The 21928-nt window shown below is 64.3% G+C and carries 17 protein-coding genes, 1 pseudogene and 1 riboswitch; of the genes and pseudogenes, 17 read left to right on the top strand and 1 reads right to left on the bottom strand.

Annotation, left to right across the window (positions count from 1 at the left end; translation table 11 throughout):
- Nucleotides 1–159: 159 nt before the first annotated feature.
- The 6 genes and pseudogenes from M0D43_RS07335 (at nt 160) to ribD (ending at nt 8103) form a co-directional block, all read left to right on the top strand.
- Nucleotides 160–645: pseudogene (locus tag M0D43_RS07335) on the top strand (RcnB family protein).
- Nucleotides 646–2133: 1488 nt separating this feature from the next.
- A complete protein-coding gene (locus M0D43_RS07330; protein ID WP_252164115.1) occupies nt 2134–4449 on the top strand; it encodes a TonB-dependent receptor in 2316 nt (771 codons plus the stop codon).
- Between the two features lie 179 nt (nt 4450–4628).
- Complete coding sequence (gene glyA, locus M0D43_RS07325) at nt 4629–5882, top strand: serine hydroxymethyltransferase (RefSeq protein ID WP_252164114.1); 1254 nt, start codon at nt 4629–4631, stop codon at nt 5880–5882.
- Between the two features lie 108 nt (nt 5883–5990).
- The gene (nrdR, locus tag M0D43_RS07320; RefSeq protein WP_252164113.1) at nt 5991–6515 is read left to right on the top strand and encodes a transcriptional regulator NrdR; all 525 of its coding nucleotides are present in this window, start codon (nt 5991–5993) and stop codon (nt 6513–6515) included.
- Nucleotides 6512–6997 carry a GNAT family N-acetyltransferase gene (locus M0D43_RS07315; protein WP_252164112.1) on the top strand — a complete coding sequence of 162 codons (486 nt, stop codon included), beginning with the start codon at nt 6512–6514 and terminating at the stop codon, nt 6995–6997. Before nrdR ends, M0D43_RS07315 begins: the two co-directional genes overlap by 4 nt.
- Nucleotides 6994–8103 carry a bifunctional diaminohydroxyphosphoribosylaminopyrimidine deaminase/5-amino-6-(5-phosphoribosylamino)uracil reductase RibD gene (ribD, locus tag M0D43_RS07310; protein WP_252164111.1) on the top strand — a complete coding sequence of 370 codons (1110 nt, stop codon included), beginning with the start codon at nt 6994–6996 and terminating at the stop codon, nt 8101–8103. Before M0D43_RS07315 ends, ribD begins: the two co-directional genes overlap by 4 nt.
- A gap of 51 nt (nt 8104–8154) precedes the next feature.
- Here the strand turns inward: ribD and M0D43_RS07305 are convergent, their stop codons facing one another.
- Complete coding sequence (locus tag M0D43_RS07305; RefSeq protein ID WP_252164110.1) at nt 8155–8778, bottom strand: outer membrane beta-barrel protein; 624 nt, start codon at nt 8776–8778, stop codon at nt 8155–8157.
- Between the two features lie 219 nt (nt 8779–8997).
- A riboswitch (FMN riboswitch) is annotated at nt 8998–9173 on the top strand.
- A gap of 168 nt (nt 9174–9341) precedes the next feature.
- Between M0D43_RS07305 and M0D43_RS07300 the strand changes: the two genes are divergently transcribed.
- The 11 genes from M0D43_RS07300 (at nt 9342) to kdpC (ending at nt 21855) form a co-directional block, all read left to right on the top strand.
- Complete coding sequence (locus M0D43_RS07300) at nt 9342–9944, top strand: riboflavin synthase (RefSeq protein ID WP_252164109.1); 603 nt, start codon at nt 9342–9344, stop codon at nt 9942–9944.
- Nucleotides 9941–11080, top strand: a complete 1140-nt coding sequence (gene ribB, locus M0D43_RS07295; protein WP_101362668.1) for a 3,4-dihydroxy-2-butanone-4-phosphate synthase — start codon at nt 9941–9943, stop codon at nt 11078–11080. The genes M0D43_RS07300 and ribB overlap by 4 nt, the downstream gene beginning before the upstream one ends.
- Nucleotides 11081–11393: 313 nt before the next feature.
- Nucleotides 11394–11858: a 6,7-dimethyl-8-ribityllumazine synthase gene (ribH, locus tag M0D43_RS07290; RefSeq protein ID WP_003490334.1), complete on the top strand. Its 465-nt coding sequence runs from the start codon at nt 11394–11396 to the stop codon at nt 11856–11858.
- Nucleotides 11855–12343: a transcription antitermination factor NusB gene (gene nusB, locus M0D43_RS07285; protein ID WP_252164108.1), complete on the top strand. Its 489-nt coding sequence runs from the start codon at nt 11855–11857 to the stop codon at nt 12341–12343. Before ribH ends, nusB begins: the two co-directional genes overlap by 4 nt.
- A 117-nt stretch (nt 12344–12460) precedes the next feature.
- Complete coding sequence (thiL, locus tag M0D43_RS07280) at nt 12461–13435, top strand: thiamine-phosphate kinase (protein ID WP_252164107.1); 975 nt, start codon at nt 12461–12463, stop codon at nt 13433–13435.
- Between the two features lie 186 nt (nt 13436–13621).
- Nucleotides 13622–15202 (top strand): CocE/NonD family hydrolase, encoded by a 1581-nt coding sequence (locus M0D43_RS07275; protein WP_252164106.1) that lies wholly within the window; start codon nt 13622–13624, stop codon nt 15200–15202.
- A 224-nt stretch (nt 15203–15426) separates the two neighbouring features.
- Complete coding sequence (gene xopI, locus M0D43_RS07270) at nt 15427–16779, top strand: type III secretion system effector F-box protein XopI (protein WP_252164105.1); 1353 nt, start codon at nt 15427–15429, stop codon at nt 16777–16779.
- A gap of 449 nt (nt 16780–17228) precedes the next feature.
- A complete protein-coding gene (locus tag M0D43_RS07265; protein WP_006452907.1) occupies nt 17229–17321 on the top strand; it encodes a potassium-transporting ATPase subunit F in 93 nt (30 codons plus the stop codon).
- Nucleotides 17322–17336: 15 nt separating this feature from the next.
- A complete protein-coding gene (gene kdpA / locus M0D43_RS07260; protein ID WP_252164104.1) occupies nt 17337–19130 on the top strand; it encodes a potassium-transporting ATPase subunit KdpA in 1794 nt (597 codons plus the stop codon).
- 12 nt (nt 19131–19142) lie between these two features.
- Nucleotides 19143–21191 (top strand): potassium-transporting ATPase subunit KdpB, encoded by a 2049-nt coding sequence (kdpB, locus tag M0D43_RS07255; RefSeq protein WP_260808057.1) that lies wholly within the window; start codon nt 19143–19145, stop codon nt 21189–21191.
- A 40-nt stretch (nt 21192–21231) separates the two neighbouring features.
- Nucleotides 21232–21855 carry a potassium-transporting ATPase subunit KdpC gene (kdpC, locus tag M0D43_RS07250; RefSeq protein WP_252164102.1) on the top strand — a complete coding sequence of 208 codons (624 nt, stop codon included), beginning with the start codon at nt 21232–21234 and terminating at the stop codon, nt 21853–21855.
- Nucleotides 21856–21928 lie beyond the last annotated feature (73 nt).

The following is a 21928-nucleotide window of genomic DNA, read 5'->3' as shown; positions in this document are numbered from 1 at the left end:
ATTATACGGGCAAGTGGCTTGGCCCGCGGCGGCACGTCTGCAGCTAAACGGCACCTTACTTCCTACCTGAATAGGCTTTTTCGTAATCGATTCCAGCAAGAATGCATTAAGGCGGCCAGCCTCATTAATGAAATTACGACACCGCGAACAGGAACTGTCATGAACCGCAAACGCATCGTTACCGTTGTGCTTTCCTCCATCCTGGCGCTTGGTGCCTTTGCACCGGCTGCGTTTGCCGGGGATTGGGACCGCGACCACGATCGCCGCGACCATGGCCGGGATCATCGCCGCGACTGGCGCGACGATCGCCGTGACGATCGCCGCGAGTGGCGTCAGGACCGTCGCTACTACAGCAACGGCTACCGCGAGGGCTATCGCGACGCCCGTTACCAGGACCGTCGTTACGACCGCAATCGGGTCTATGTGTATGACCGCCCTGCGTACTATCGCGCCGGCCCGCCGCCGCGTCCGTAGTGGGCCCGTGGCCAGCGGTATCACGGGCCGGTCTATGTGGTGAACGATTACGACCGCTACGACCTGCGTCGCCCGCCATACGGCTACCGCTGGCAGCGCGACGACCGCGGCAATCTGCTGTTGGTCGCCATCGCCAGCGGCATCATTGCCGATCTGGTGCTCAACAATTGAGCGTGGCCATCAACCAGGGCGGCCAGGCGCAGCCAGTGGATCGGTAACGGCGACAGGGCGTACTTTGGTGCGCCCTGTCGCATTGTGGCAGCCCCGCTTTAGGGATCCTCGACTAACCAGTGCCTTCACCAATGCGCACTGGCGCGACGTGTTGCTCGATCGAAAGGACGTAGCGCAGCATTTGGTGCATGCGGCGATGGCCGAACACTTGCGCGAGTCGGCATAGGAGTTATTGCTGAAGCATTGGCATGCGGCATCGCACAAGTTCGCCAGCTCTGGCGGTATCGCCGCGACGCGTAAACCGTTGAGCATCAGTTCAAGCGCTTCCGTCATCTGCAGGCCTGGAAGCTGTGCTTGCGTTAGTTCATTAGATAGTCGGCGCCAAGCAACGACCATCTCCTTCTTGTCTATGTCCTTGACGACAGCCGGCTCAGGGAGCACTGCTGCGCCTGTACCCGCAAACCTGCTGGACGCGTCGCTGTCGGCTTGCTGCTTCCGGCACCAGTTTGCGCTCCGCTGACGACCCAGGCTTCTGTTCTGCAAGTTCATCGCTCCTCTAACCTGGGTGGAAAAGCGTTGGTAGATGGGCACTCCATTGCTGCGGCAGCTCAGCAGGATGGTGATTCGACCTAACGGCCCTGTGTGTCAGAGTGCATTGGGCCTGAGCGATCCATCCGTCCAAAGGATCCGCACCGATGGACAGGTTGTTTCCGACGCTACAGGTGTGCAGCAGTGCTGCTTGTTTCGCCTATTCTGGATTAGCGCCCGACATGCTGTTCAGGCGCTCCAGGATCGTGCAGATGGCTTAAGAAACAAGCCTTGTCCACAGAAGAGGACAATAAAATGCTATTGCATGCCCTGAAGCGTCATCCAGATCGCAAAACGGGACATCTGACGACTTCAGAGTCCGTAAGTCCGGCGGGAAAAATTTATGCTGCCATCGGCCATGTGGTGTGTCGGAGGCGAGACGTCCGTGCCGTGATTGGTGTCCGTCAAGACGCGCCCACCAGCATTCCACCTTCCTGATTCGCAGACTTTCGCCATCTGACCGTCATGCTTTCTTCGCAACCCGCCATGACTGACGCGCCCATCTGGAATAGAGCAGTTCCGGCTTCGATCTGGCCGGCAACGGCCGCATGCTGCGCACCAAATTATCGGTTGGTGCGGCTCTCGCCTGAAGCTCGACACCGCCGGTGCGCTGCGGCGTGGCACGTGCTGCTGTTCCTACCGATGAAGATGTTCGATGCCACCGGCGCGTTGGGTTGCGTAGTCCGGGACATCGGGCTCGTGGACGACTCGAACAGGGCAGGTACTTTGTCCAACTGCGCAGACCTGAACCGCCATCCGGAAGACGGCGACGCCCGAGTCAATGGACAGCAGTTGCAAGCAGTCGGGCCACGGACGCGGCCCGAACAATGATCGGCGACTGCGCGTGCGGACGCTGCGATGGCTTGACCAGATACCTTTCCCCACACTGGCAATCTACTCATGAACAGAGCGCTTCTTTCCGTGGCCGTGATGGCGGTGTTGTACGCGGCCGCGGGCGCCGCCTTCGCCCAGGACGCCGCCGGGACCGATGCCGTTCCGCGCGGAAGCCTCACCACGACCTCCAACACCACCAACTCCAACGCCACTCAACGCGCGCTCCAGCTCGACGCGGTCAAGGTGACCGGTAGCTCGGTGTCGCTAGGCAGTGGCAACATGGAGGTGCAATACGCGCCCAAGGCCGTGTCCACCATCAGTCGCCAGGCCATTATCAGGGGCGTGCCCGGCGCCAACTTCACCCAGATGCTGTCCAGCATCCCCGGCGCGATCTCGGCCACCAACGACATGACCGGCCTGAGTGACGGCAGCGTCACCGTACGCGGCTTCACCGCCGACGAGATCGGCGTGACCCTCAATGGTGTGCCGCTAAACGACTCGGGTGATTACACGATCTACGCCACCGAATACGGCGACACCGAAAACATGGGCGACATCACCGTCGAGCAGGGCTACCCGGGCGTGACCTCACCGGTGATCGGCGCAGCCGGCGGCAACATCGCCTGGGTGACCGTCGATCCGACCGCCGATGCCGGCTTGGACGTGAGCCAGAGCTTGGGCAGCAATCACTACAGGCGCACCTTCCTGCGCTACAACACCGGTGACAGTGGTCCGGTCCGTTCGTGGTTCTCCTATTCGAACAACCAGGCCGACCAATGGCGCGGCGATGGCCAGTCCACGGTGACCAAGATCGACGCCAAGTCGGTGTGGATGCTGGACGACGGCGACGCGATCACCGGCGCGCTGCAATACACACGCCATGTGAGAAACGACTACCGTAACCTGACCAAGGCACAGATCGCCGCCAATGGCTACGATTTCGGCTATGTGGAGTCCTACAAGTCAGGCGACCCCAGTGACTGGGTCGACACGCGGACCAACCCGTTCCGCAGCTGGATTGCCAGCCTCGACGGTGAGTTCACACTGAGCGACAGCCTGCATCTATCGGTGGTGCCGTACTTCGTGTACGGCTACGGTGGTGGCGGCTACGGGTACGCCAGTACCTATGTGTTCTACACCTTCGATACTTTCCGGCCAGGCATCCACGTCAAGTTCAAGCAGGACTTTGGCATGAGCGACAGCCTGGAGTACGGCATGCTGGTCGAGCGCCCGCGTGAGCAAGGGTCCAATGTCTTCCTCCCGGCTGACCCACAGGGCCACCCTGCCGATGTCTGGGGCCATGACAGCCGGTATTACTATAAAAACGCCAACGGTAGCCCGCAGGTCGCCTATCGCTTCTACTCGACCACGCCGACCTACCGCGCTTTCGTGACCAACACCTGGACGCCCAACGACCAGTGGACGCTGACCGTTGGCGGCGCCTATACCTGGGTGCAGCGCAACGGCTGGTATTCGACCTGGCCGGGCGCGGACCTGGGCATCGATCTGACCACGCCGGGAAACAGCTCGCTGTACGCCTCCGGCGCGAATACGTACAAGAAATTCACTCCGACGGGGGGCGTCAAGTTCCAGCTCGACGAGCAGAACCAGTTATTCCTCGGAGTGGGCAGGACCTACCGCGCGCCGATCAACACCGCCGCGTTGTACGATTTCTGGAACGCCGCCTACGCCAGTGCCATCGGTGCGCAGACATCGATCAGCGATGCCGAACCCGAGCAGTCGCTGACCGCCGACATGGGCTGGCGCTACTACGGCGACAATCTGAGCACGGTGCTCGATCTGTATGCGACCAACTTCGAGCACAAGCAGTTCAGTGGCGCCGATCCGGTGACCCGCGCTCCGGTCTACTACCAGCTGGGCAGCGTGCAGATGCGCGGCGTCAATACCGAGTTGAGCTACAAGATCGACGACCTGTGGTCTGTGTATGCCTCCTATGCGTACAACAAGAGCCAGATGAAGAGCGATGTCGCGCTTGGCGCAAGCACCTATGCCACCGGCGGCAAGACCCTGGTCAACGCACCGAGAAACGCGGGATATGCCTCGGTCAACTACACAGGCCGGGCGCTTTGGGCCAGCCTGAGCGTGAATGCGCAGAGCAGGATCTGGGGCACATTCCTCAACTCAGGTGGCTCGGACGCTGGTGGATTTGCCACCGTCAACCTCAACAGTGGCTACAACTTCCATGACATCGGCAACCTGAAGAAGCCTTACCTGAAGGTCAACCTGTTCAACCTGGGCAACCGTAAGGCGCTGACGTTCGCGTCGACCACGGCGCTGGACACCACGGCCTCGGCAGCGACCTGGCAACTTCTGCAGGACCGCACGCTGATGGTCACATTTGGCGGATCGTTCGCACTGTAAAGCGCCACGGCGCAGGCGCGGGCTTGCCTGCGACTGCGCCTGCTTGCAGGCAGCTGTCTTCTGACCTGCTGGGGTTGAACTGATTTCGGCCCCGGCCCTCGTGCATGGCATCTCACCTCAAAGGGTGCAAGACGCCTTAAACTATGCGCCTGCCATCTGTCCATTCCTCTGGAGACCTGATGTTCTCGCGCGATGTCCGACTGGAAACCTACGACCCCGAACTGGCCAAGGCCATCGTTGCTGAAGCCGGCCGCCAGGAGGATCACGTCGAGCTGATCGCCAGCGAGAACTACTGCAGCCCGCTGGTGATGGAAGCGCAGGGCAGCCAGCTGACCAACAAGTACGCTGAAGGCTATCCGGGCAAGCGCTACTACGGTGGCTGCGAGTTCGTCGATGTTGCCGAACAGCTGGCGATCGAGCGCATCAAGCAGGTGTTTGATGCCGACTACGCGAATGTGCAGCCGCACAGCGGTTCGCAGGCCAACCAGGCGGTGTATCTGGCGCTGCTGCAGCCCGGCGACACCATCCTGGGCATGAGCCTGGCGCATGGCGGCCACCTGACCCACGGCGCCAAGGTCAATGTCTCAGGCAAGCTGTTCAACGCGGTGCAATACGGCGTCAACGAGCAGGGCCTGATCGATTACGACCAAGTGCAGCGTCTGGCGACCGAGCACAAGCCGAAAATGGTGGTGGCCGGTTTCTCTGCGTACTCGCAGAAGATCGACTGGGCCCGCTTCCGCGCCATCGCCGACAGCGTCGGTGCGTATCTGTTCGTGGACATGGCGCACGTGGCCGGCCTGGTCGCCGCCGGCGTGTACCCCAGCCCGCTGGAGCATGCGCACGTGGTCACCTCGACCACGCACAAGACCCTGCGCGGCCCGCGCGGCGGCATCATCGTGGCCAAGGGCGCCAGCGAAGACCTGCAGAAGAAGCTGCAGTCGATCGTGTTCCCCGGTATCCAGGGCGGCCCGCTGATGCACGTGATCGCGGCCAAGGCGGTTGCGTTCAAGGAAGCCCTGGAGCCGGCGTTCAAGACCTACCAGCAGCAGGTGGTCAAGAACGCGCAGGCGATGGCCAACACGCTGATCGCGCGCGGTTACAAGATCGTCTCCGGCGGCACCGAAAATCACCTGATGCTGGTGGACATGATCGGCCGTGACGTCTCCGGCAAGGATGCAGAAGCCGCGCTGGGCAAAGCGCACATCACCGTCAATAAGAACGCGGTACCCAACGACCCGCGCTCGCCGTTCGTCACCTCGGGGCTGCGCCTGGGCACCCCGGCGATCACCACGCGCGGTTACAAGGAGCAGGACAGCATCGACCTGGCCAACTGGATCGCCGACGTGCTGGATGCGCCGAGCGATGACGCCGTGCTGGCCAAGGTGCGCGACGCAGTGACCGCGCAGTGCAAGCGTTATCCGGTCTACGGCTGAGATGGGAATGGGGAATAGGGAATAGCGAGACGAGAATGGTAAAAGCAACGCTGCGATAGCTCTGCTGTTCCGATTCCCTATTCCCCTCTCCCTATTCCCGGACGCCTGATGCATTGCCCCTTTTGCCAGCACAACGACACCCGCGTGATCGATTCGCGTGTGTCCGAAGACGGCACGACGATTCGTCGGCGCCGCGAGTGCGAGGCCTGCGGCGAGCGTTTCAGCACGCTGGAAACCATCGAACTCAAGCTGCCCACCGTGGTCAAGAGCGACGGTGGCCGCGAGGCGTTCGACGCGCGCAAGCTGCGCACCAGCTTCGACCGCTCACTGCAGAAACGTCCGGTGTCCGAAGAACAGATCGAAGCGGCGGTACGCGCGGTGGTGCATCAGCTGCGCATGTCCGGCGAGCGCGAAGTGGGCTCGCTGCGGGTGGGCGAGTACGTGATGGTGGAGCTGCGCAAGCTCGACCATGTGGGCTATGTGCGGTTCGCCTCGGTGTATCGCAGCTTCCAGGACGTGGCCGACTTCCGCGAAGAAATCGAAAAACTCGAACGCGAATTGCCGGTCGGCAGCGAACAACTGCCATTACTGGAAGCGGCACTGGAACGCGCCGGCAAACCCAGCAAGCGGTGAGCGCCATGCGTATCGCCTGCGTGGCGGAAACGCCGGATTATCTGCCTGCGATTGCACAGGCGCATCTGCAGGCCTTCGGCACGCTGCTGCCGGAATGGAACTTCGATGAGGCGCTGAGCGAATTGCGTAGCCATACGCGCGATGGCGTCATCCCGACGACCTGGGTGGCGCTGGATCAGACCCAGTGGCTGGGCTCGGTGAGCCTGCTCGAAAACGACGACGCGCGCATTCGACAATGGTCGCCCTGGTTGGCGTCGTTGTACGTGCAGCCGCAGGCACGCGGGCAGGGGATCGGCGAGGCGCTGGTGGCGCACTGCGTGCAGGCCGCCGCATGCCTAGGCGTGCCGTTGCTTTACCTGTATTGCCAACCGGCATTGGTGCCGTTTTATCAGCAGCTGGGGTGGCAGACGCACACCGAATTTTTGCTGGGCCCGATGCAAGTCGTGGTGATGTGCATCGCGCCGGGAGCAGTAACGCAATGAGTGAGACCGCGGCGACCGCGAGTGCCGATGACCACCGCTGGATGGCGCGGGCATTGCGCTTGGCCGCGTGCGGTGCCTACACCACCCGCCCCAATCCGATGGTGGGCTGCGTGATCGTGCGCGATGGCGTTTGCGTGGGCGAAGGCTTTCATCAACGTGCGGGTGGCCCGCATGCTGAAGTCTTCGCGCTGCGTGCGGCCGGTGAGTTGGCGCGCGGTGCCACTGCGTATGTGACCTTGGAGCCATGCGCGCATTACGGGCGCACGCCGCCGTGTGCGTTGGCGTTGATCGATGCAGGCGTGAAGCGTGTGGTCGCAGCGATGGCCGACCCGTTTCCGCAGGTCAATGGCGGTGGTTTTGCGCTCTTGCGCGACGCTGGAATCGAGGTGCTGAGCGGGGTGTTGCACGCCCAGGCGCGCACGCTCAATCAGGGATTTCTATCGCGCGTGGAGCGTGGCCGGCCGTGGCTAAGGGTCAAGCTCGGCGCCAGTCTGGATGGACGCACCGCGTTGGCTAGCGGGCAATCCAAGTGGATCACCGGTGCCGATGCGCGCGCAGACGTGCAGCGCTGGCGTGCGCGGGCTGGTGCAATTTTGACCGGTGCCGGCACGGTGTTGGCCGACGATCCGTCGATGACGGTGCGGCTGGGCGATGACACCGCGTTCGTGCCACCGCTGCGTGTGGTGCTGGATGCCGGCTTACGCACGGTGGCGTGCAAGAACATCCGCAATGGCGATGCGCCGACGCTGTATATGCATGGCGATGCTGTCGCTCCAGCTGCGCTGGATGATGCGGAATGTGCGGCACTGCCGCTGCATGCTGGACGGTTCGATCTGGCTGCGGTGCTGGCGTTGCTGGCCGAGCGCGGCATCAATGAAGTGCATGTTGAAGCCGGCGCCACGCTGAGCGGTGCGCTCCTGCAGGCCGGGCTGGTGGATGAGCTGCTGGTTTATCTGGCGCCGGTACTGCTAGGTGACACCGCAAGGCCGCTGCTTGCCGGCCTCGGCATCGAAACGATGGCCCAGCGCTACGAATTGCAACTACGCGATGTGCGTCAGCTTGGGCAGGATCTGCGTTTGCGCTACGCGCCACTAGCGGCGGTATGAGTGCAAAAAAGGCCCCGCACGCGGGGCCTTTTTATCGGTGCACGATGCCGATCAGAAGCTCGCGCGCACGCCGACGCGGTACTGATTTGCGTTGTCGATGAATTGGGCTTCGCCAACCAGGCCCCAGGTCTGGGTGAAGTTCACCTGGCCACCCAGGGTGCCAACGAACTCGCCCTTGTCCACGTCGCTGCCGTCGATGTAGCCGGCCTTGACCCATGCTTCGGTACGCGGCGAGGGCTTGCCGCGCAGGCCCAGATTGGCCCAACCCAGGGTGGTGGAGTCGGAGCTGCTGCCCAGCGAACGGCCGCGCTGGCGCAGGTCCGCATCGACCTTGGTGCGCAGCGCGCTGATGTCGGCGATGAACTCCACGCGCTCGGTCATTTCCTGGCGGTAGCCGATGCCCACGTTGGCCTGCGTCAGGGTGCCGTCGATCGTGAAGCCGCTGCCGAGGTTGTAGTCCTTGGTGGCGCGCTGGTAGCCGGCGAAGACATAGACCGGTTGGGCGATCTGCCAGGAACCGCGCAGATAGCCGCCGTTGATGCCCTCGTTGTCATCATTGACGTTGAAGTCGGTACGGTTCCAGCCGCCTTCGACGTAGTTGTAGCTTAGGCCTTCAGCAGAGGCGGCAAACGGTGCGGCAGCCAGCAGGGCGGCCAGAATCAAGGTGTTGCGCATTGGATGGTTCTCTCCGAATTGATGTCCGTGTCTCCGCCCCGTTGCGAGGTGGAAAAGAACGACGTCTCCCGTCGCGGCGCAGAATTTAACAGATATTTCACAAGGCTTGCTATGGGGAATTTCCCGACACGACACAGCGTCCTGTCAGCCTTAGCTAACGCTCAGCCATGGCGCCTGGACGCGCTGTTAAACTTCATCGGCCGGTTCGCCGGCACTTACGAACGTCTTCAGGGCGGGGTGCGATTCCCCACCGGCGGTAGGCATGCGCACGCATGTGAGCCCGCGAGCGCTTCGTCGTGATGGTTGGCACTGCAGGTGCCGGGCATCGCGCGAAGGTCAGCAGATCCGGTCCAATGCCGGAGCCGACGGTATAGTCCGGATGAAAGAAGACGGCCAACGCGCAGCCCTTGTGGCTGTGCGCGCGCCTGTTTGCTTTGCCTTGCGGCGTTTTTCGCTCAACTTCTGCGAGAAACGACTATGTCCATGCATCACCTGTCGCGTTGCATCGCGACCCTCCACAGCGCCCCCCGCCCCCGATCGCTGCTGCAAACGGGGGCGCGCTGATGTTTACCGGAATCATTGAAGGCGTCGGCCGTCTGGCGGCGCGCAAGCCGCAGGGCGGCGATGTGCGGTTTACCTTTGCCGTCGGCAACTTGCCGTTCGAGGCGGTGCAGCTCGGCGAAAGCATTGCCGTCAACGGTGTCTGCCTGACCGTGATTGCGTTCGACGCAGCTAGCTTTCAGGCCGATGCCTCCACCGAAACCCTGTCGCTGACCACATTGGGCGCCTTGTCGGAAGGCGCGGTGATCAATCTGGAACGTGCGATGCGCCCGACCGATCGCCTCGGCGGGCATCTGGTCAGTGGCCACGTCGATGGCCTGGGTCAGGTGCAATCGGTGCACGATGATGCGCGTGCGCAGCGCTGGCGGTTTGCCGCACCGCCGTCGGTGTTGCGCTATGTCGCCAAGAAGGGCTCGATCTGTGTGGACGGCGTCAGCCTTACCGTCAATGAAGTAGACGAAGACGGTTTCGAGGTTGCGTTGATTCCGCATACGGTGGCCAACACCGCGTTTGCGCAGACGGCAGTGGGTGCGGCGGTGAATCTAGAAATCGATCTGGTGGCGCGCTATGTCGAACGCCTGCTCGGCACACGGGGTATGGCATGAATTTCGCGCCCGTTCCCGAGTTGATCGAAGAGCTGCGCGCCGGTCGCATGGTGGTGATCGTCGATGACGAAGACCGCGAAAACGAAGGCGATCTGATCATGGCTGCCGAGTTGGTCAAGCCGTCGGACATCAACTTCATGGTGACTCACGCGCGTGGCTTGGTGTGCCTGTCGCTGACCCGCGAGCGCTGTGCGCAACTGGGCCTGGCGCCGATGGTGCGCAATAACACCGCGCAGTTCCAGACCAACTTCACCGTCAGCATCGAGGCTGCCGAAGGCGTGACCACCGGCATTTCCGCTTACGACCGCGCGCATACCGTGCGCACCGCGGTACGTCCGGATGCCAAACCGCAGGATCTGAGCCAGCCGGGGCATATTTTCCCGCTGATTTCGCAGCCCGGTGGCGTGCTGACCCGTGCGGGTCACACCGAAGCGGCCAGCGATCTGCCGATGCTGGCCGGGCTGGAACCGGCCGGCGTGCTGGTGGAAGTGCTCAACCCGGACGGCAGCATGGCGCGCCGCCCGCAGCTGGAAGTGTTCGCACGCGAGCATGGGTTGAAGATGGGCTCGATCGCCGATCTGATCGCCTACCGGTTGGCCAACGAGCACACCGTCGAACGGGTGGACGAGCGCGATATCACCACCGAGTTCGGCCCGTTCACGCTGGTGACCTACCGCGACCGCATCGCGCACGACCTGCATTTTGCATTGGTGCGCGGCAGCGCCGATCCGCACACACCCACCCTGGTGCGTGTGCAGGTGGAAAATCCGCTGGCCGATTTGCTGCACTGGCAGCGCGATGATTTCGGCGTGGCGGCCACCGATGCCTTGCGTGCAATTGCCGCCGAAGGGCAGGGCGTCATGGTGGTGCTGTCGGCCCCGCGCGACAGCGAATCGCTGTTGGCACGGTTGCGTCAGCAGCCCGAGACGGCCGCCAACGCCAAGGATGTGAGTCAGTGGCGGCGCAATGGCGCCGGCGCGCAGATCCTGGCCGAGCTCGGCCTGGGCAAGTTGCGCGTGCTGGGTACCCCGCGGCGTCAGGTGGGGTTGGCCGGGTTCGGGCTGGAGGTGGTGGAGTATCTGGAATGCCACGCCGGCGAAGGCATGCGTTCGGTGCCTCCGTCTGCCGTGCCCTGAAATGGCTGCGAGCCGTTACCGCAGTCACCTGCCCCGTGCCGATGGTTGCGCCCCGGTGCCGGCGCTGACGCGTGGCTGATCGCGCGCAGCCATCAGCTGCTGCGGCTTACGTGCCGCAACCGCAGTAGCCGGACCGAGGCCACCGGTTCCAGGCGCAGGCCGTGTCCGCTGGTGGTGCGGTGGACTGACGCTCTTGCACGTTGGCGTTGAAGCGCATGGCCGGGTCTGCTTTGGTGGACCCGGCGTGCACGCGTCGGCCGGGCCTGGCCCCGGCAGCTGTTAAACTTCCCGCCCCCTCGAGTTGCCGACCCGCATGACCCACTACGAAGGCGATCTTCGCCCCACCACCGCGCGCTTTGCGATCATCGCCAGCCGCTGGAATGCCCGTATCACCGACGTGCTGGTTGCCGGTGCGCGCCAGAGCCTGGCCGGCAACGGCATCGGCGAGGACGCCATCGACGTGATCCGTGTGCCCGGCGCCTGGGAAATTCCGATCGCCGCCAACCGGGTGGCGCAGTCTGGCCAGCACGGCGCGATCATTGCGCTTGGCTGCGTGATCCGTGGCGATACCCGCCACTACGAACACGTGGCCGACCTGTGCGCCGAAGGCCTGATGAGCGTGCAGCTGCAGACCGGCGTGCCGGTGCTCAACGGCGTGCTGGCGGTCGAACGCGTGGAAGATGCCGAAGCGCGTGCCGGTGGCAGCCATGGCAATAAGGGCGAGGAATGCGCGCTTGCCGCGCTGGAACTGGTGAATTTGATGGAGTTGTTGCCATGAGCAAGCCCGGTGGGCACCCGCGCCACGGCCGTCGCGACGGCATCGACCCGGTGCTGCGTTCGCGCGCACGTCGGCGTGCCTTGCAGGCGGTCTATGCGTGGCAGATTTCCGGTGGCTTCGCCAAGCAGGTGATCGCCCAGTTCGCTCACGAGCAGGCGCACGAAGTGGCCGATCTGGCGTATTTCGAGAATCTGGTCGAAGGCGTGCTGAGCAACCGCGCCGAACTGGATACCGCGTTGATCCCGTATTTGGATCGCGGCGTGGAAGAGGTCGATGCGATCGAACGCGCAGTGCTGCGTTTGGCCGCCTATGAATTGCTGTACCGCCAGGACGTGCCGTACCGCGTGGTGATCAACGAAGCGATCGAAACCGCCAAGCGCTTCGGCTCCGAACACGGCCACACCTATGTCAACGGCGTGCTGGATCGCGCTGCGGTGGAGTGGCGCAAGGTCGAGTCGGGCGCCAGCGGCGCCAGCGGCGCCTGAAGCGCCGCGGGATTGGAGAGTCGGGAATGGGGAATGGGGAATCGCAAGAGCACCGTTTCCGACATCTCCTGACGCGCTTTTGCGATTCCCGATTCTCTTTTCCCGATTCCCGTCCCTATGCCCGAATTCGATCTAATCGCCCGGCTACGTGCGCGCATTGCAGCGCGTGCCGATGTGCCGTTGGGCATTGGCGACGATGCGGCGTTGCTGCAGCCGCCGGCCGGTGAGCAGCTGGCGATCACCGCCGATACGCTCAATGCCGGCGTGCATTTTCCGCACGAGACGCGCGCCGACGATCTGGGCTGGAAGACGCTGGCAGTCAATCTCTCCGATCTGGCAGCCATGGGCGCGCAACCGCGTTGGTGCACCTTGTCGTTGTCGCTGCCGCAGGACGATGCGGCGTGGGTGGATGGATTCGCCGACGGCTTCTTCGCGCTGGCCGATGCGCATGACATTGCGCTGGTCGGTGGCGACACCACGCGCGGGCCGTTGGCGTGTGCGGTGACCGCGATCGGCAGCCTGCCGCCGGGTGCGGCGCTGCGTCGCGATGGCGCGCGTGTGGGCGACGACGTCTGGGTCACCGGCGCGCCGGGCGAGGCGGCGGCGGCCTTGTCGCTGTGGCAGGCCGGCCAGCTGGATGTCACCTGCGCGGCGGCCGACCCGTTGCACGAGCAGTGGCGTCGCCGCTTGCTGCGTCCGCAACCACGCGTACAGGCCGGGCTGCGTTTGCGCGGGCTTGCGCACGCCTGCGTGGACATCTCCGACGGGCTGTTGGCTGATCTGGGGCATCTGTGCGAGCGCAGCGGCGTGGGCGCGCAACTGGCGCTTGCCGCATTGCCGGCGATGCCGCGCAGTGCCGGGATCAGTGCGTTGCAGTGCCTTGGCTGGCAACTCGGCGGTGGCGACGACTACGAGCTGTGCTTCACCGCCGCGCCGCAGCATCGCGATGCCGTGGTGCAGGCAATGGAATTTGCGCAGCTGGCCGCAACGCGCATCGGCCAGATCGTCGCCACGCCCGGCGTGGTGGTGCACGACGCCGACGGCAACCCCTGGCAACCGCCGCAGCGCGGCTACCAGCACTTCGTTGGCTGAGTCGCTCGCGCTCAGGAATCCCTGAGCATCGAGTCTCGACGGTTCTGGCATTCCCGAATCCCGAATCCCGGCTCTTGATCCATACCGTACCGTCTGGTACGTTCGCAGCGTTCTCCCCCCGAACAACGGATGCATGGCAGTTGCCGCTGGGCCACCCCGGCCTGGCTTTGCATGGGAGACAGCAGCATGAGCAAACGTTGGATCGGGAGCATCGCCGCACTGGCGTTGTTGATGGCATCGGCGTCGGCGGTGGCGGGCGCCTTCAGCAAGACCTATGAACGCATCCCCGGCTGGGACGGTGCGCAGATGGGCGCACTGGTGCTGGTGCCGCAGGGGCAGGGGGCCGGGCCATTTCCGCTGATCGTGATGCCGGCCAGCTGGTCGTTGCCGAATCTGGAATATCTGGGTCGCGCCACCCAACTGGCCAGCGACGGCTACGTGGTGGTCAGCTATACCTCGCGTGGATTCTGGGATTCGGCCGGGCAGATCGATATCGCCGGGCCAGACACGGTGGAAGACGTCAGCGCGGTGATCGACTGGGCGTTGGCGCACACGCCGGCCAATCCGAATGCGATCGGTGCCTCGGGCATTTCGTACGGTGCGGGCATCAGCCTGCTGGCTGCCGAGCGCGACCCACGCATCAAGGCGGTGGCCGCGCTCAGCGGTTGGGCCGATCTGGAGGCATCGTTGTATTCCAACCGCACGGTCAGCCAGCAGGGCGTCGGGCTGTTGGTGGGCGCCGGTGCATTGACCGGACGGGCCGGCCCGGATCTGGCGCAGATCGGCGCACGCGTGGCGCAAGGCGATTACGACGGCGCGGTGCAGGGCTTCCTGCCACAAGCCGCGTCGCGCAGCCCTGCCACCGATGTGGCCGCGCTCAACGCGCGCGGTACCGCTGTGTTGCTGGGCAATGCCTTCAACGATGGCTTGTTCCCGCCGAACCAGACCATTGCGTTCTTCAACCAGTTACGTGGCCCGAAACAACTGCTGCTGAGCCAGGGCGATCACGCCACCGCGGAGCTGCCCGGTGCGCTGGGGTTACCCAACGAGATTTATACCGCGACCACGCGCTGGTTCGACCGCCATCTCAAGCAATCACCCAATGGAGTGGATGCAGAAGCGCCGGTGCGGCTATCGCCACGTGCGGGGCAATGGCTGGACTATCCGGACTGGGCGTCGGTACAACAGGCCAACACGCAGCTCGGCCTGTCCGCACCAGCAGGCGCGCTGAGCCCGACCGGTGGATTGACCGGCGCAACGTCGAGCGGGTGGCAGTCGCGCATCGCCACCGACGTGCCGACCCTGGCCGATTCCGGCGTGGTGCTGGTCAGCGGATTGCTGCAAGGCATCGGCGTGCCGGTGAGCACCTCCATTCCGCTGGTCAATCGCGCCGGCGCTGCAGTCTGGGTCGGCGCGCCATCGAGCAGTGTGCGGCGCCTGGCCGGTAGCCCGTCGTTGCGCGTGACCGTGGTGCCCAGTCAATCGAAGGTGAGTCTGTTTGCGTATCTGTACCGCATGGATCGCTTGGGCGTGGCGCAACTGATCACGCATGCGCCGTACTCGCTGCGCAATGCCACACCCGGACGCGCGGTCACCCTGGACTGGCCGCTGCAGGCGGCAGCAACCGAGATTCCGGCAGGGCAGCGGCTGGTACTGGTGATCGACACCCGCGACGCGCGCTACACCGATGCCAGCGACGGCGGTGGCACCGTGACATTCACCTCGCCAGTGGCAACGCCCTCCGTGTTGAACGTGCCGCTGCGGTAGGGCAGCACGCCGTATCTGCATCGTCCCAGATCGTCCGCCGCGGTACTAGCGAACAGCGGCGGGTGGCGTGCCATCCGCCGAACCCGCATCTGCACCGGTCACGTCGCGTTCGCGCAGGCGAACGCGATTTCTGGCCGTGCGCGCGGACACGAGATCGCTTTCGGGAAAGTACGCACGAAGCCTAACTCGATGCCGCTGCTGCGGCACACCGCAGGAGATCCGATATGCCGATCAACCGAACCGCTCTGCCGCACGCTGTGGCGTCAACCAGCCAAACGCAGGAGACGTCACAGGCTTCGGCGAGCCAAGGAGTCCTCGATCCAGGCACAGTGCCACCCCGGCGTGCCGAGACCTTCGATGGACTGTCTGCGCTGCCGAATGATCTACGCCGCGAGATTGTGCAGCGGTGTGGACCGCGCAGCCTCGTGCGCCTGGGTAGCGTCTCGCGGCAGATGGCGGAAGACACCAGGGATGTGCGAGCGTTCCTGACCGCGCGTCCGCGCTATGACCCGAGCTTGGAGTTCGGGGCCGTCCATAGTGCAGAAAGCATGCGTCTCGCCCTGGACGAAGTGACGCACTTCCCCTACCCGGACGATGAGGATCGCAGCGAGCAGATATTGCGCGGATACGGAAGGCTTGCGGCGCGGATTCCATCATTGCCGCAGGCGCAGCGATTTGAGGCGTTTACCGCGGTGTTGAATCACGCCACCCGCTATTCAGGGAATATGGCATTTCGCGTGATGGCACGCTTGACGGATGACCTTGGCGGCTTGCCCGAGGACCTGCGCGCGCTCGCCTTCCATGCAATCTTGCCCAGTTTGATTGCCACGCGCCGGCAAGCGCTGCAGGCTGCTGCCGGAGCAGCGCACGGTGGCCAAATGGGGGCAGTAGCAGAGGCTGATGCAGGGGGCGTGCAAGGTGATGGTGGGCCAGGGGTGCAAGGCGCTGTGGCTCTGGCACAGGGTGGCGCTGCCGGAGGCATCGGCGGAGCGCTTCCGTTTAATTTGCTGGCATCGGCGATCAGACAGCTGCCCGAAGAGGCAGTCAACCTAGCGATAACCGAGGCTGCCGCGCTCCAGACCGGCCCCCGCCTGCTGGCGGAGGTGACCTTACGCCTGCATCTTGTCGGATTGGAGCCGATCCATCGATTCCAGCACGCGTATGCGCAGCTTGCCGAGCGCCTCGCGCGTTCCGGCGATGGAGCCGAAGCCTTGACCCACTTGGTGGCCTTGTTGAACAGACTGCCCAATCCGGGATTGCGCCAGGCTGCCTTCAGGGAATTGACGCGGGCCGTGCACGCATTGGACAGCACAGAGAGTGGCTCTGCGGTGCTGAGGCGGTTGGCTGGGGCGTTGCCGCACCAGCCTGCCGCGGTGCGTTATCTGTGCAGCCTGGATGTGCTTGCAGCGGCGGTGAGCCTCTTCCCGAGCGAGCAGATACAGGTCATTGCCACCGTTCGTGCGCAGGCTGCTGCGATCCCGAACCATGCCGCTGAACTCATCGCCAGATGCGATGAAGCGATCGCCACGGCCAGCATGATGCTTGCGACTGTGTCGCGCAGATATATGGACACGTGAGCACGGTTTGATTGAGTGTGGTCTGGTCACACAAGCGCACGCGCATGCCTGGCGCCACCCTGTCCGGCCCGACCCTTGAGCAGATGGAACTTCGCAGCGTCGCTGCCATCGGCGTGCCGCCAGGCCGGCGCAGCCAGGGAACCCAACCGTCGGAACGCGCGGCGGGCCATCTGGTTGTGGCGCAGGGCTGGCCTGCGCATTTTATGCGGACTTTACGTCGCGCCGGCGGCAGATCCATAGCGACTTTACGCGGCGCAGGCAGAGACTGCGCACGTTGGCGGAGCGGTTCCGCCGTGGACGATCCCGATGCATTCCTTCCCTTGTCTGCTCCATCGGCGCTGTGCGCCCGGTGTTGCAGCGCTTTGTCATGTTGGCACGCACGTGCTGCCTACGCCGCGACACATCGCATCCATCGCGCCATCGTGCGCACGTCTCGGGGAGTAGCTGACATGCCTGCCTGGTTGTCCCTGTTGTGCGGCGTGGCCGTACTCGTTGCCGCTGCGTACCTGCTGTACGTGGTGCTGCGGCCCGAAGACTTCTGATCCGAGTGCGCTCCAATGACTGAAACTTTTCTTGTGTACGCGCTGGCCATCGTGCTGGCGTGGCCTTTGGGCCGTTATATGGCTGCCGTGATGCGCGGCGCACCGATGCGTGGCGACACGCTGTTCGGCTGGATCGAACGGCCGTTGTACGCATTGCTCGGCACGCGCCCGCAGCAGGGCATGTCGTGGCGCGGGTACAGCGTGGCATTTTTGCTCAGCAACCTGGTGGTCGGCTTACTGACCTGGGGGGTGTTCATGACCCAGGCGTGGCTGCCGTTCAACCCGGACGCCATCCCGAACATGCGCTGGGATACCGCGCTGCACACCATGGTGTCGTTCGTCACCAATACCAATCAGCAGCATTACTCCGGCCAGGCGCAGTTGTCGTACCTGTCGCAGATGACCGGCATCGTTGGCCTGCAGGTGGTGACGCCGATGATGGGCCTGGCGTTGGCGGTTGCGACGCTGCGTGCGTTGTTCGGCGGGCGCGCCGCCAAACAGGCGTCAGTCGCGGCCCCTGTTTCGGACACGACGGCCGTGGCGGAGATGTCGGAGCCGGAACTGTCGCGTCAGGGACGCCAACACACGGGGTCCGGCCTGGAAGCGCTGCCTGAAGCAGACGTCGGCAATTACTGGGCTGACGTGATCCGCTCCAGCGTGCGCGTGCTGTTGCCGCTGTGCCTGTTGTGGACCGTTTTGCTCGGCTGGCAGGGTGTACCGTCGACATTCCAGGGCGCGGCGACCGCTGTACCGTTGGATAGCAGCGCCGGCATGGCCAAGCAGACCATTCCAGTGGGCCCGGTTGCGGCGATGGTGGCGGTCAAACAGCTCGGCACCAACGGTGGTGGCTGGTATGGCCCCAATAGCTCGGTCGCGTTGGAAAACCCCACGCCGTTGAGCAATTTTCTGGAAACCTTGGCCATCGTATTGCTGCCGATGAGCGTGGTGTTCATGGTCGGCTATCTGACCGGGCGCAAGCGACTCACTGCGTTGGTCTTCGGCACCATGCTGACGATGTCGGCCGCGTCCACCGCGTTGCTGCTGTGGTCCGAAGCGCATTCGGCCAGCGCGAACTCGCCAGCGCTGATGGAAGGCAAGGAAGTGCGCATCGGTGCGGATGCCTCTGCGTTGTGGGCGGCGTTGACCACGCAGACCTCCAATGGTTCGGTCAACGCGATGCACGACTCCTTGGCACCGTTGAGCGGCCTGGTCACGCTGGTCGACATGCTGATCAACGCCATCTGGGGCGGTATTGGCTGCGGCCTGCAGCAGTTCGTGGTGTATCTGTTGCTGAGCGTGTTCCTTGCCGGCTTGATGACCGGACGCACGCCGGAGTTGTTCGGCCGCAAGATCGAATCGCGCGAAGTGCAGTTGCTGGCGCTGTTGATCCTGCTGCAGCCGCTGGTGGTGCTGGGCTTCACCGCAGTGGCGCTGGCCGTGCCGGCATTCACTGCCAATTCCAATCCCGGTTTCCACGGCATCAGCCAGGTGTTCTACGAGTACACCTCCGCATTTGCCAATAACGGCTCGGGTTTCGAAGGTCTGGGCGATGCCACGTACTGGTGGAATCTGAGCTGCTCTGTGGTGCTGGCGCTGGGACGATATCCGGCGTTGGTCCTGCCGTTGATGGTGGCTGCGCGCATGGCAGTGAAGCGGCGTGCGCCGGAGTCGGCCGGCAGCCTGCAGGTCGAAACGCCCACCTTTGCGCTGACCCTGATGGCGATCGTGCTGGTGCTGACCGTGCTGCAGTTCATGCCGGCACTGGTGCTGGGTCCTATCGCTGAACACCTCGCCCTGGCGGCGTCCTGAGAGTTTTGAGCAATGTCTACGATCGATACGACTGAAAAACGCGAGCGCGGTGACGCAGCGTTGTTCGATGCCGCCGTGCTGGTTGCGGCGATGCGTGCTGCCTTCGGCAAGTTGGCGCCGCGGCATCTGCTGCGCAGCCCGGTGATGGCGGTGGTGATGGGCGGCACGCTGCTGGCGGCGGTGATCACCGCCAGCGGCTATGGCAATGCCGGCTTCGGCTGGGCGGTGACGGCGATTCTGTTCGTCACCGTGTTGTTCGGCAATTTTGCCGAAGCCATTGCTGAAGCGCGTGGCCGCGGTCAGGCCGCCTCGTTGCGGCGGGCGCGCAAGGACCTGGTGGCACGCCGGGTGGAAACCGCACTCGGTGGCCGCGAAACCCGCGTGCCGGCGGCAGAGTTGCGCCCAGGCGATTACGTGATGGTGTCCGAAGGCGAATTTGTACCAGCCGATGGCGAGATCGTGCGTGGTGTTGCCACCATCAACGAAGCTGCGGTGACCGGCGAGTCGGCACCGGTGTTGCGCGAGGCCGGCACCGATCGCAGCGGCGTCATCGGTGGCACGCGCGTGCTTTCCGACGAGATCGTGTTCAAGGTCACCGCCGAGCCGGGGCATAGCTTCCTCGATCGCATGATCGCGTTGGTGGAAGGCGCCAATCGGCAGAAGACGCCGAACGAAATCGCGCTGACGCTGTTGCTGGCCGCGATGACGCTGACGTTCCTGATCGTGGTGGCGTCGTTGCCGGCGATTGCGGGCTTTGTCGGCGTCACGCTGGATCCGCTGCTGCTGATCGCGTTGCTGGTGTGTCTGATCCCGACCACCATCGGTGGGCTGTTGCCGGCGATCGGTATTGCCGGCATGAACCGCGCGCTGTCGGCCAATGTGCTGGCCAAATCCGGCAAGGCAGTGGAAGTGGCCGGTGACGTGGATGTGCTGCTGCTCGACAAGACCGGCACCATTACCTACGGCGACCGCCAGGCCACCGCGTTCCATCCGCTGGCCGGCGTCGACCGCGCGCAACTGCGTGATGCGGCCATGCTCGCTTCGCTGGCCGACCCGACGCCGGAAGGTAAATCCATCGTCAAGCTGGCGCGGCAGCAAGGTGCGGTGGCAGTGGAGGCGGAGGGGGCGCATTTCATCGCGTTCACCGCGCAGACGCGCATGTCCGGTGTCGATCTTGGCGGGCGCAGCATCCGCAAGGGCGCCGGCGATTCGATCGTGGCGTATGTGCAAGGCATGGGCGCCACGGTGTCGCCGGAATTGCAGGGCCGTATCGAAGAAGTCGCGCGTGGCGGTGCCACACCGTTGGTGGTGGCCGAAGGCCGCCATGTGCTTGGTGTGGTCGAGTTGAGCGACGTGGTCAAGCAGGGCATCAAGGAAAAGTTCGCGCAGTTGCGTGCGATGGGCATCAAGACGGTGATGATCACCGGCGACAACCCGCTCACCGCTGCGGCGATCGCTGCCGAAGCCGGCGTGGACGACTACATCGCCCAGGCACGCCCGGAAGACAAGCTGGCGCGCATCCGTGCCGAGCAGACCGGTGGGCGGCTGGTGGCGATGGTCGGTGACGGCACCAACGACGCACCGGCGCTCGCGCAGGCCGACGTGGGCCTGGCGATGAACTCCGGCACGCAAGCCGCCAAGGAAGCCGGCAACATGGTGGATCTGGATTCGGATCCGGCCAAGCTGCTGGCGGTGGTGGAAGTGGGCAAGCAGCAGTTGATCACGCGCGGTGCGTTGACCACGTTCTCGCTGGCCAACGACGTTTCCAAATACTTCGCGATCCTGCCGGCGCTGTTTGCCGCTGCCATCCCGTCGATGGCAGCGCTCAACGTGATGCAGCTCTCCAGCCCGCGCCACGCGGTACTGGCGGCGTTGATCTTCAATGCGTTGATCATCCCGGCATTGATTCCGCTGGCGTTGCGCGGCGTGCGTTTTCGTCCTTCCAGCGCCACCGCGTTGTTGCGCCGAAACATGCTGATCTACGGCGTGGGTGGCGTGTTGCTGCCGTTCGTTGCGATCAAAGTGATCGATCTGGTGCTGGTCGCCGTCTTCGGTGCCTGAGCCACGTGTGATGCACCTTTCTTCTTCCGGGAACATGTCCATGTCTTCTTCCTTGCCGTTACGCGACGACGGCGCCCTGCGCGGTTCGCTGATACTCGCGGTCTTCACCCTGTTCGGGTTGGGCCTGGCCTACTCGCTGGTCGCCACCGGCATCACCGGTGCGCTGTTCTCCGAGCAGGCCACCGGTTCGCTGTTGCGCGTCGATGCGCGCGTTGTCGGCTCGGCATTGGTTGCCCAGCCGTTTACCGATGCGCGCTATTTCCAGCCGCGTCCGTCGGCCGCCAAGTACGACCTCACCGCCGCTTCGGGCAGCAACCAGGCACGCTCCAACCCTGATTTGCTGGCCCGTCTCGCTGCCACGCGTGCGCAGGTGGCCAGACGCGACGGCATCGCCCCGGAGGCGGTACCGGGCGAGCTGCTGACGCAATCCGGCAGTGGCCTGGACCCGCATCTGAGCCCGGCCGGCGCACAGGTGCAGATCCGTCGTGTGGCCACCGCACGCGGCCTGTCCGAGCAACGCGTTGCTGGACTGGTGCAAGCTGCGACCGAAGCGCCACAGTTCGGACTGCTTGGGCAGCCGCGGGTCAACGTGCTCGCCCTGAATCTGGCGCTGGATAAGGCCGGGACTGCGGAGTCGGGTAGCAAGCATGGCGCAACGCAATAGCACCAGGCCGGGCAGTCCGCTGTAGGCTTTGCCATCGACCCATCCCGAATCTCGACTGCCTAATCCCGCCCGA

This window comes from Xanthomonas prunicola (genome assembly GCF_025266575.1).
In the GTDB taxonomy this organism is placed as follows: Bacteria; Pseudomonadota; Gammaproteobacteria; order Xanthomonadales; family Xanthomonadaceae; genus Xanthomonas; species Xanthomonas prunicola.
The sequence above is the reverse complement of the archived record's forward strand: the minus strand, read 5'-3'. Positions and strand labels throughout refer to the sequence as shown.

Coding starts and splice junctions, on each gene's coding strand:
- ribD (WP_252164111.1), top strand. CDS start 6,994: ATGAGTGAGACCGCGGCGACCGCGAGTGCCGATGACCACCGCTGGATG.
- glyA (WP_252164114.1), top strand. CDS start 4,629: ATGTTCTCGCGCGATGTCCGACTGGAAACCTACGACCCCGAACTGGCC.
- xopI (WP_252164105.1), top strand. CDS start 15,427: ATGCCGATCAACCGAACCGCTCTGCCGCACGCTGTGGCGTCAACCAGC.
- M0D43_RS07265 (WP_006452907.1), top strand. CDS start 17,229: ATGCCTGCCTGGTTGTCCCTGTTGTGCGGCGTGGCCGTACTCGTTGCC.
- nusB (WP_252164108.1), top strand. CDS start 11,855: ATGAGCAAGCCCGGTGGGCACCCGCGCCACGGCCGTCGCGACGGCATC.
- kdpC (WP_252164102.1), top strand. CDS start 21,232: ATGTCTTCTTCCTTGCCGTTACGCGACGACGGCGCCCTGCGCGGTTCG.
- M0D43_RS07330 (WP_252164115.1), top strand. CDS start 2,134: ATGAACAGAGCGCTTCTTTCCGTGGCCGTGATGGCGGTGTTGTACGCG.
- M0D43_RS07275 (WP_252164106.1), top strand. CDS start 13,622: ATGAGCAAACGTTGGATCGGGAGCATCGCCGCACTGGCGTTGTTGATG.
- ribH (WP_003490334.1), top strand. CDS start 11,394: ATGACCCACTACGAAGGCGATCTTCGCCCCACCACCGCGCGCTTTGCG.
- kdpA (WP_252164104.1), top strand. CDS start 17,337: ATGACTGAAACTTTTCTTGTGTACGCGCTGGCCATCGTGCTGGCGTGG.
- M0D43_RS07305 (WP_252164110.1), bottom strand. CDS start 8,778: ATGCGCAACACCTTGATTCTGGCCGCCCTGCTGGCTGCCGCACCGTTT.
- nrdR (WP_252164113.1), top strand. CDS start 5,991: ATGCATTGCCCCTTTTGCCAGCACAACGACACCCGCGTGATCGATTCG.
- kdpB (WP_260808057.1), top strand. CDS start 19,143: ATGTCTACGATCGATACGACTGAAAAACGCGAGCGCGGTGACGCAGCG.
- thiL (WP_252164107.1), top strand. CDS start 12,461: ATGCCCGAATTCGATCTAATCGCCCGGCTACGTGCGCGCATTGCAGCG.
- M0D43_RS07300 (WP_252164109.1), top strand. CDS start 9,342: ATGTTTACCGGAATCATTGAAGGCGTCGGCCGTCTGGCGGCGCGCAAG.
- ribB (WP_101362668.1), top strand. CDS start 9,941: ATGAATTTCGCGCCCGTTCCCGAGTTGATCGAAGAGCTGCGCGCCGGT.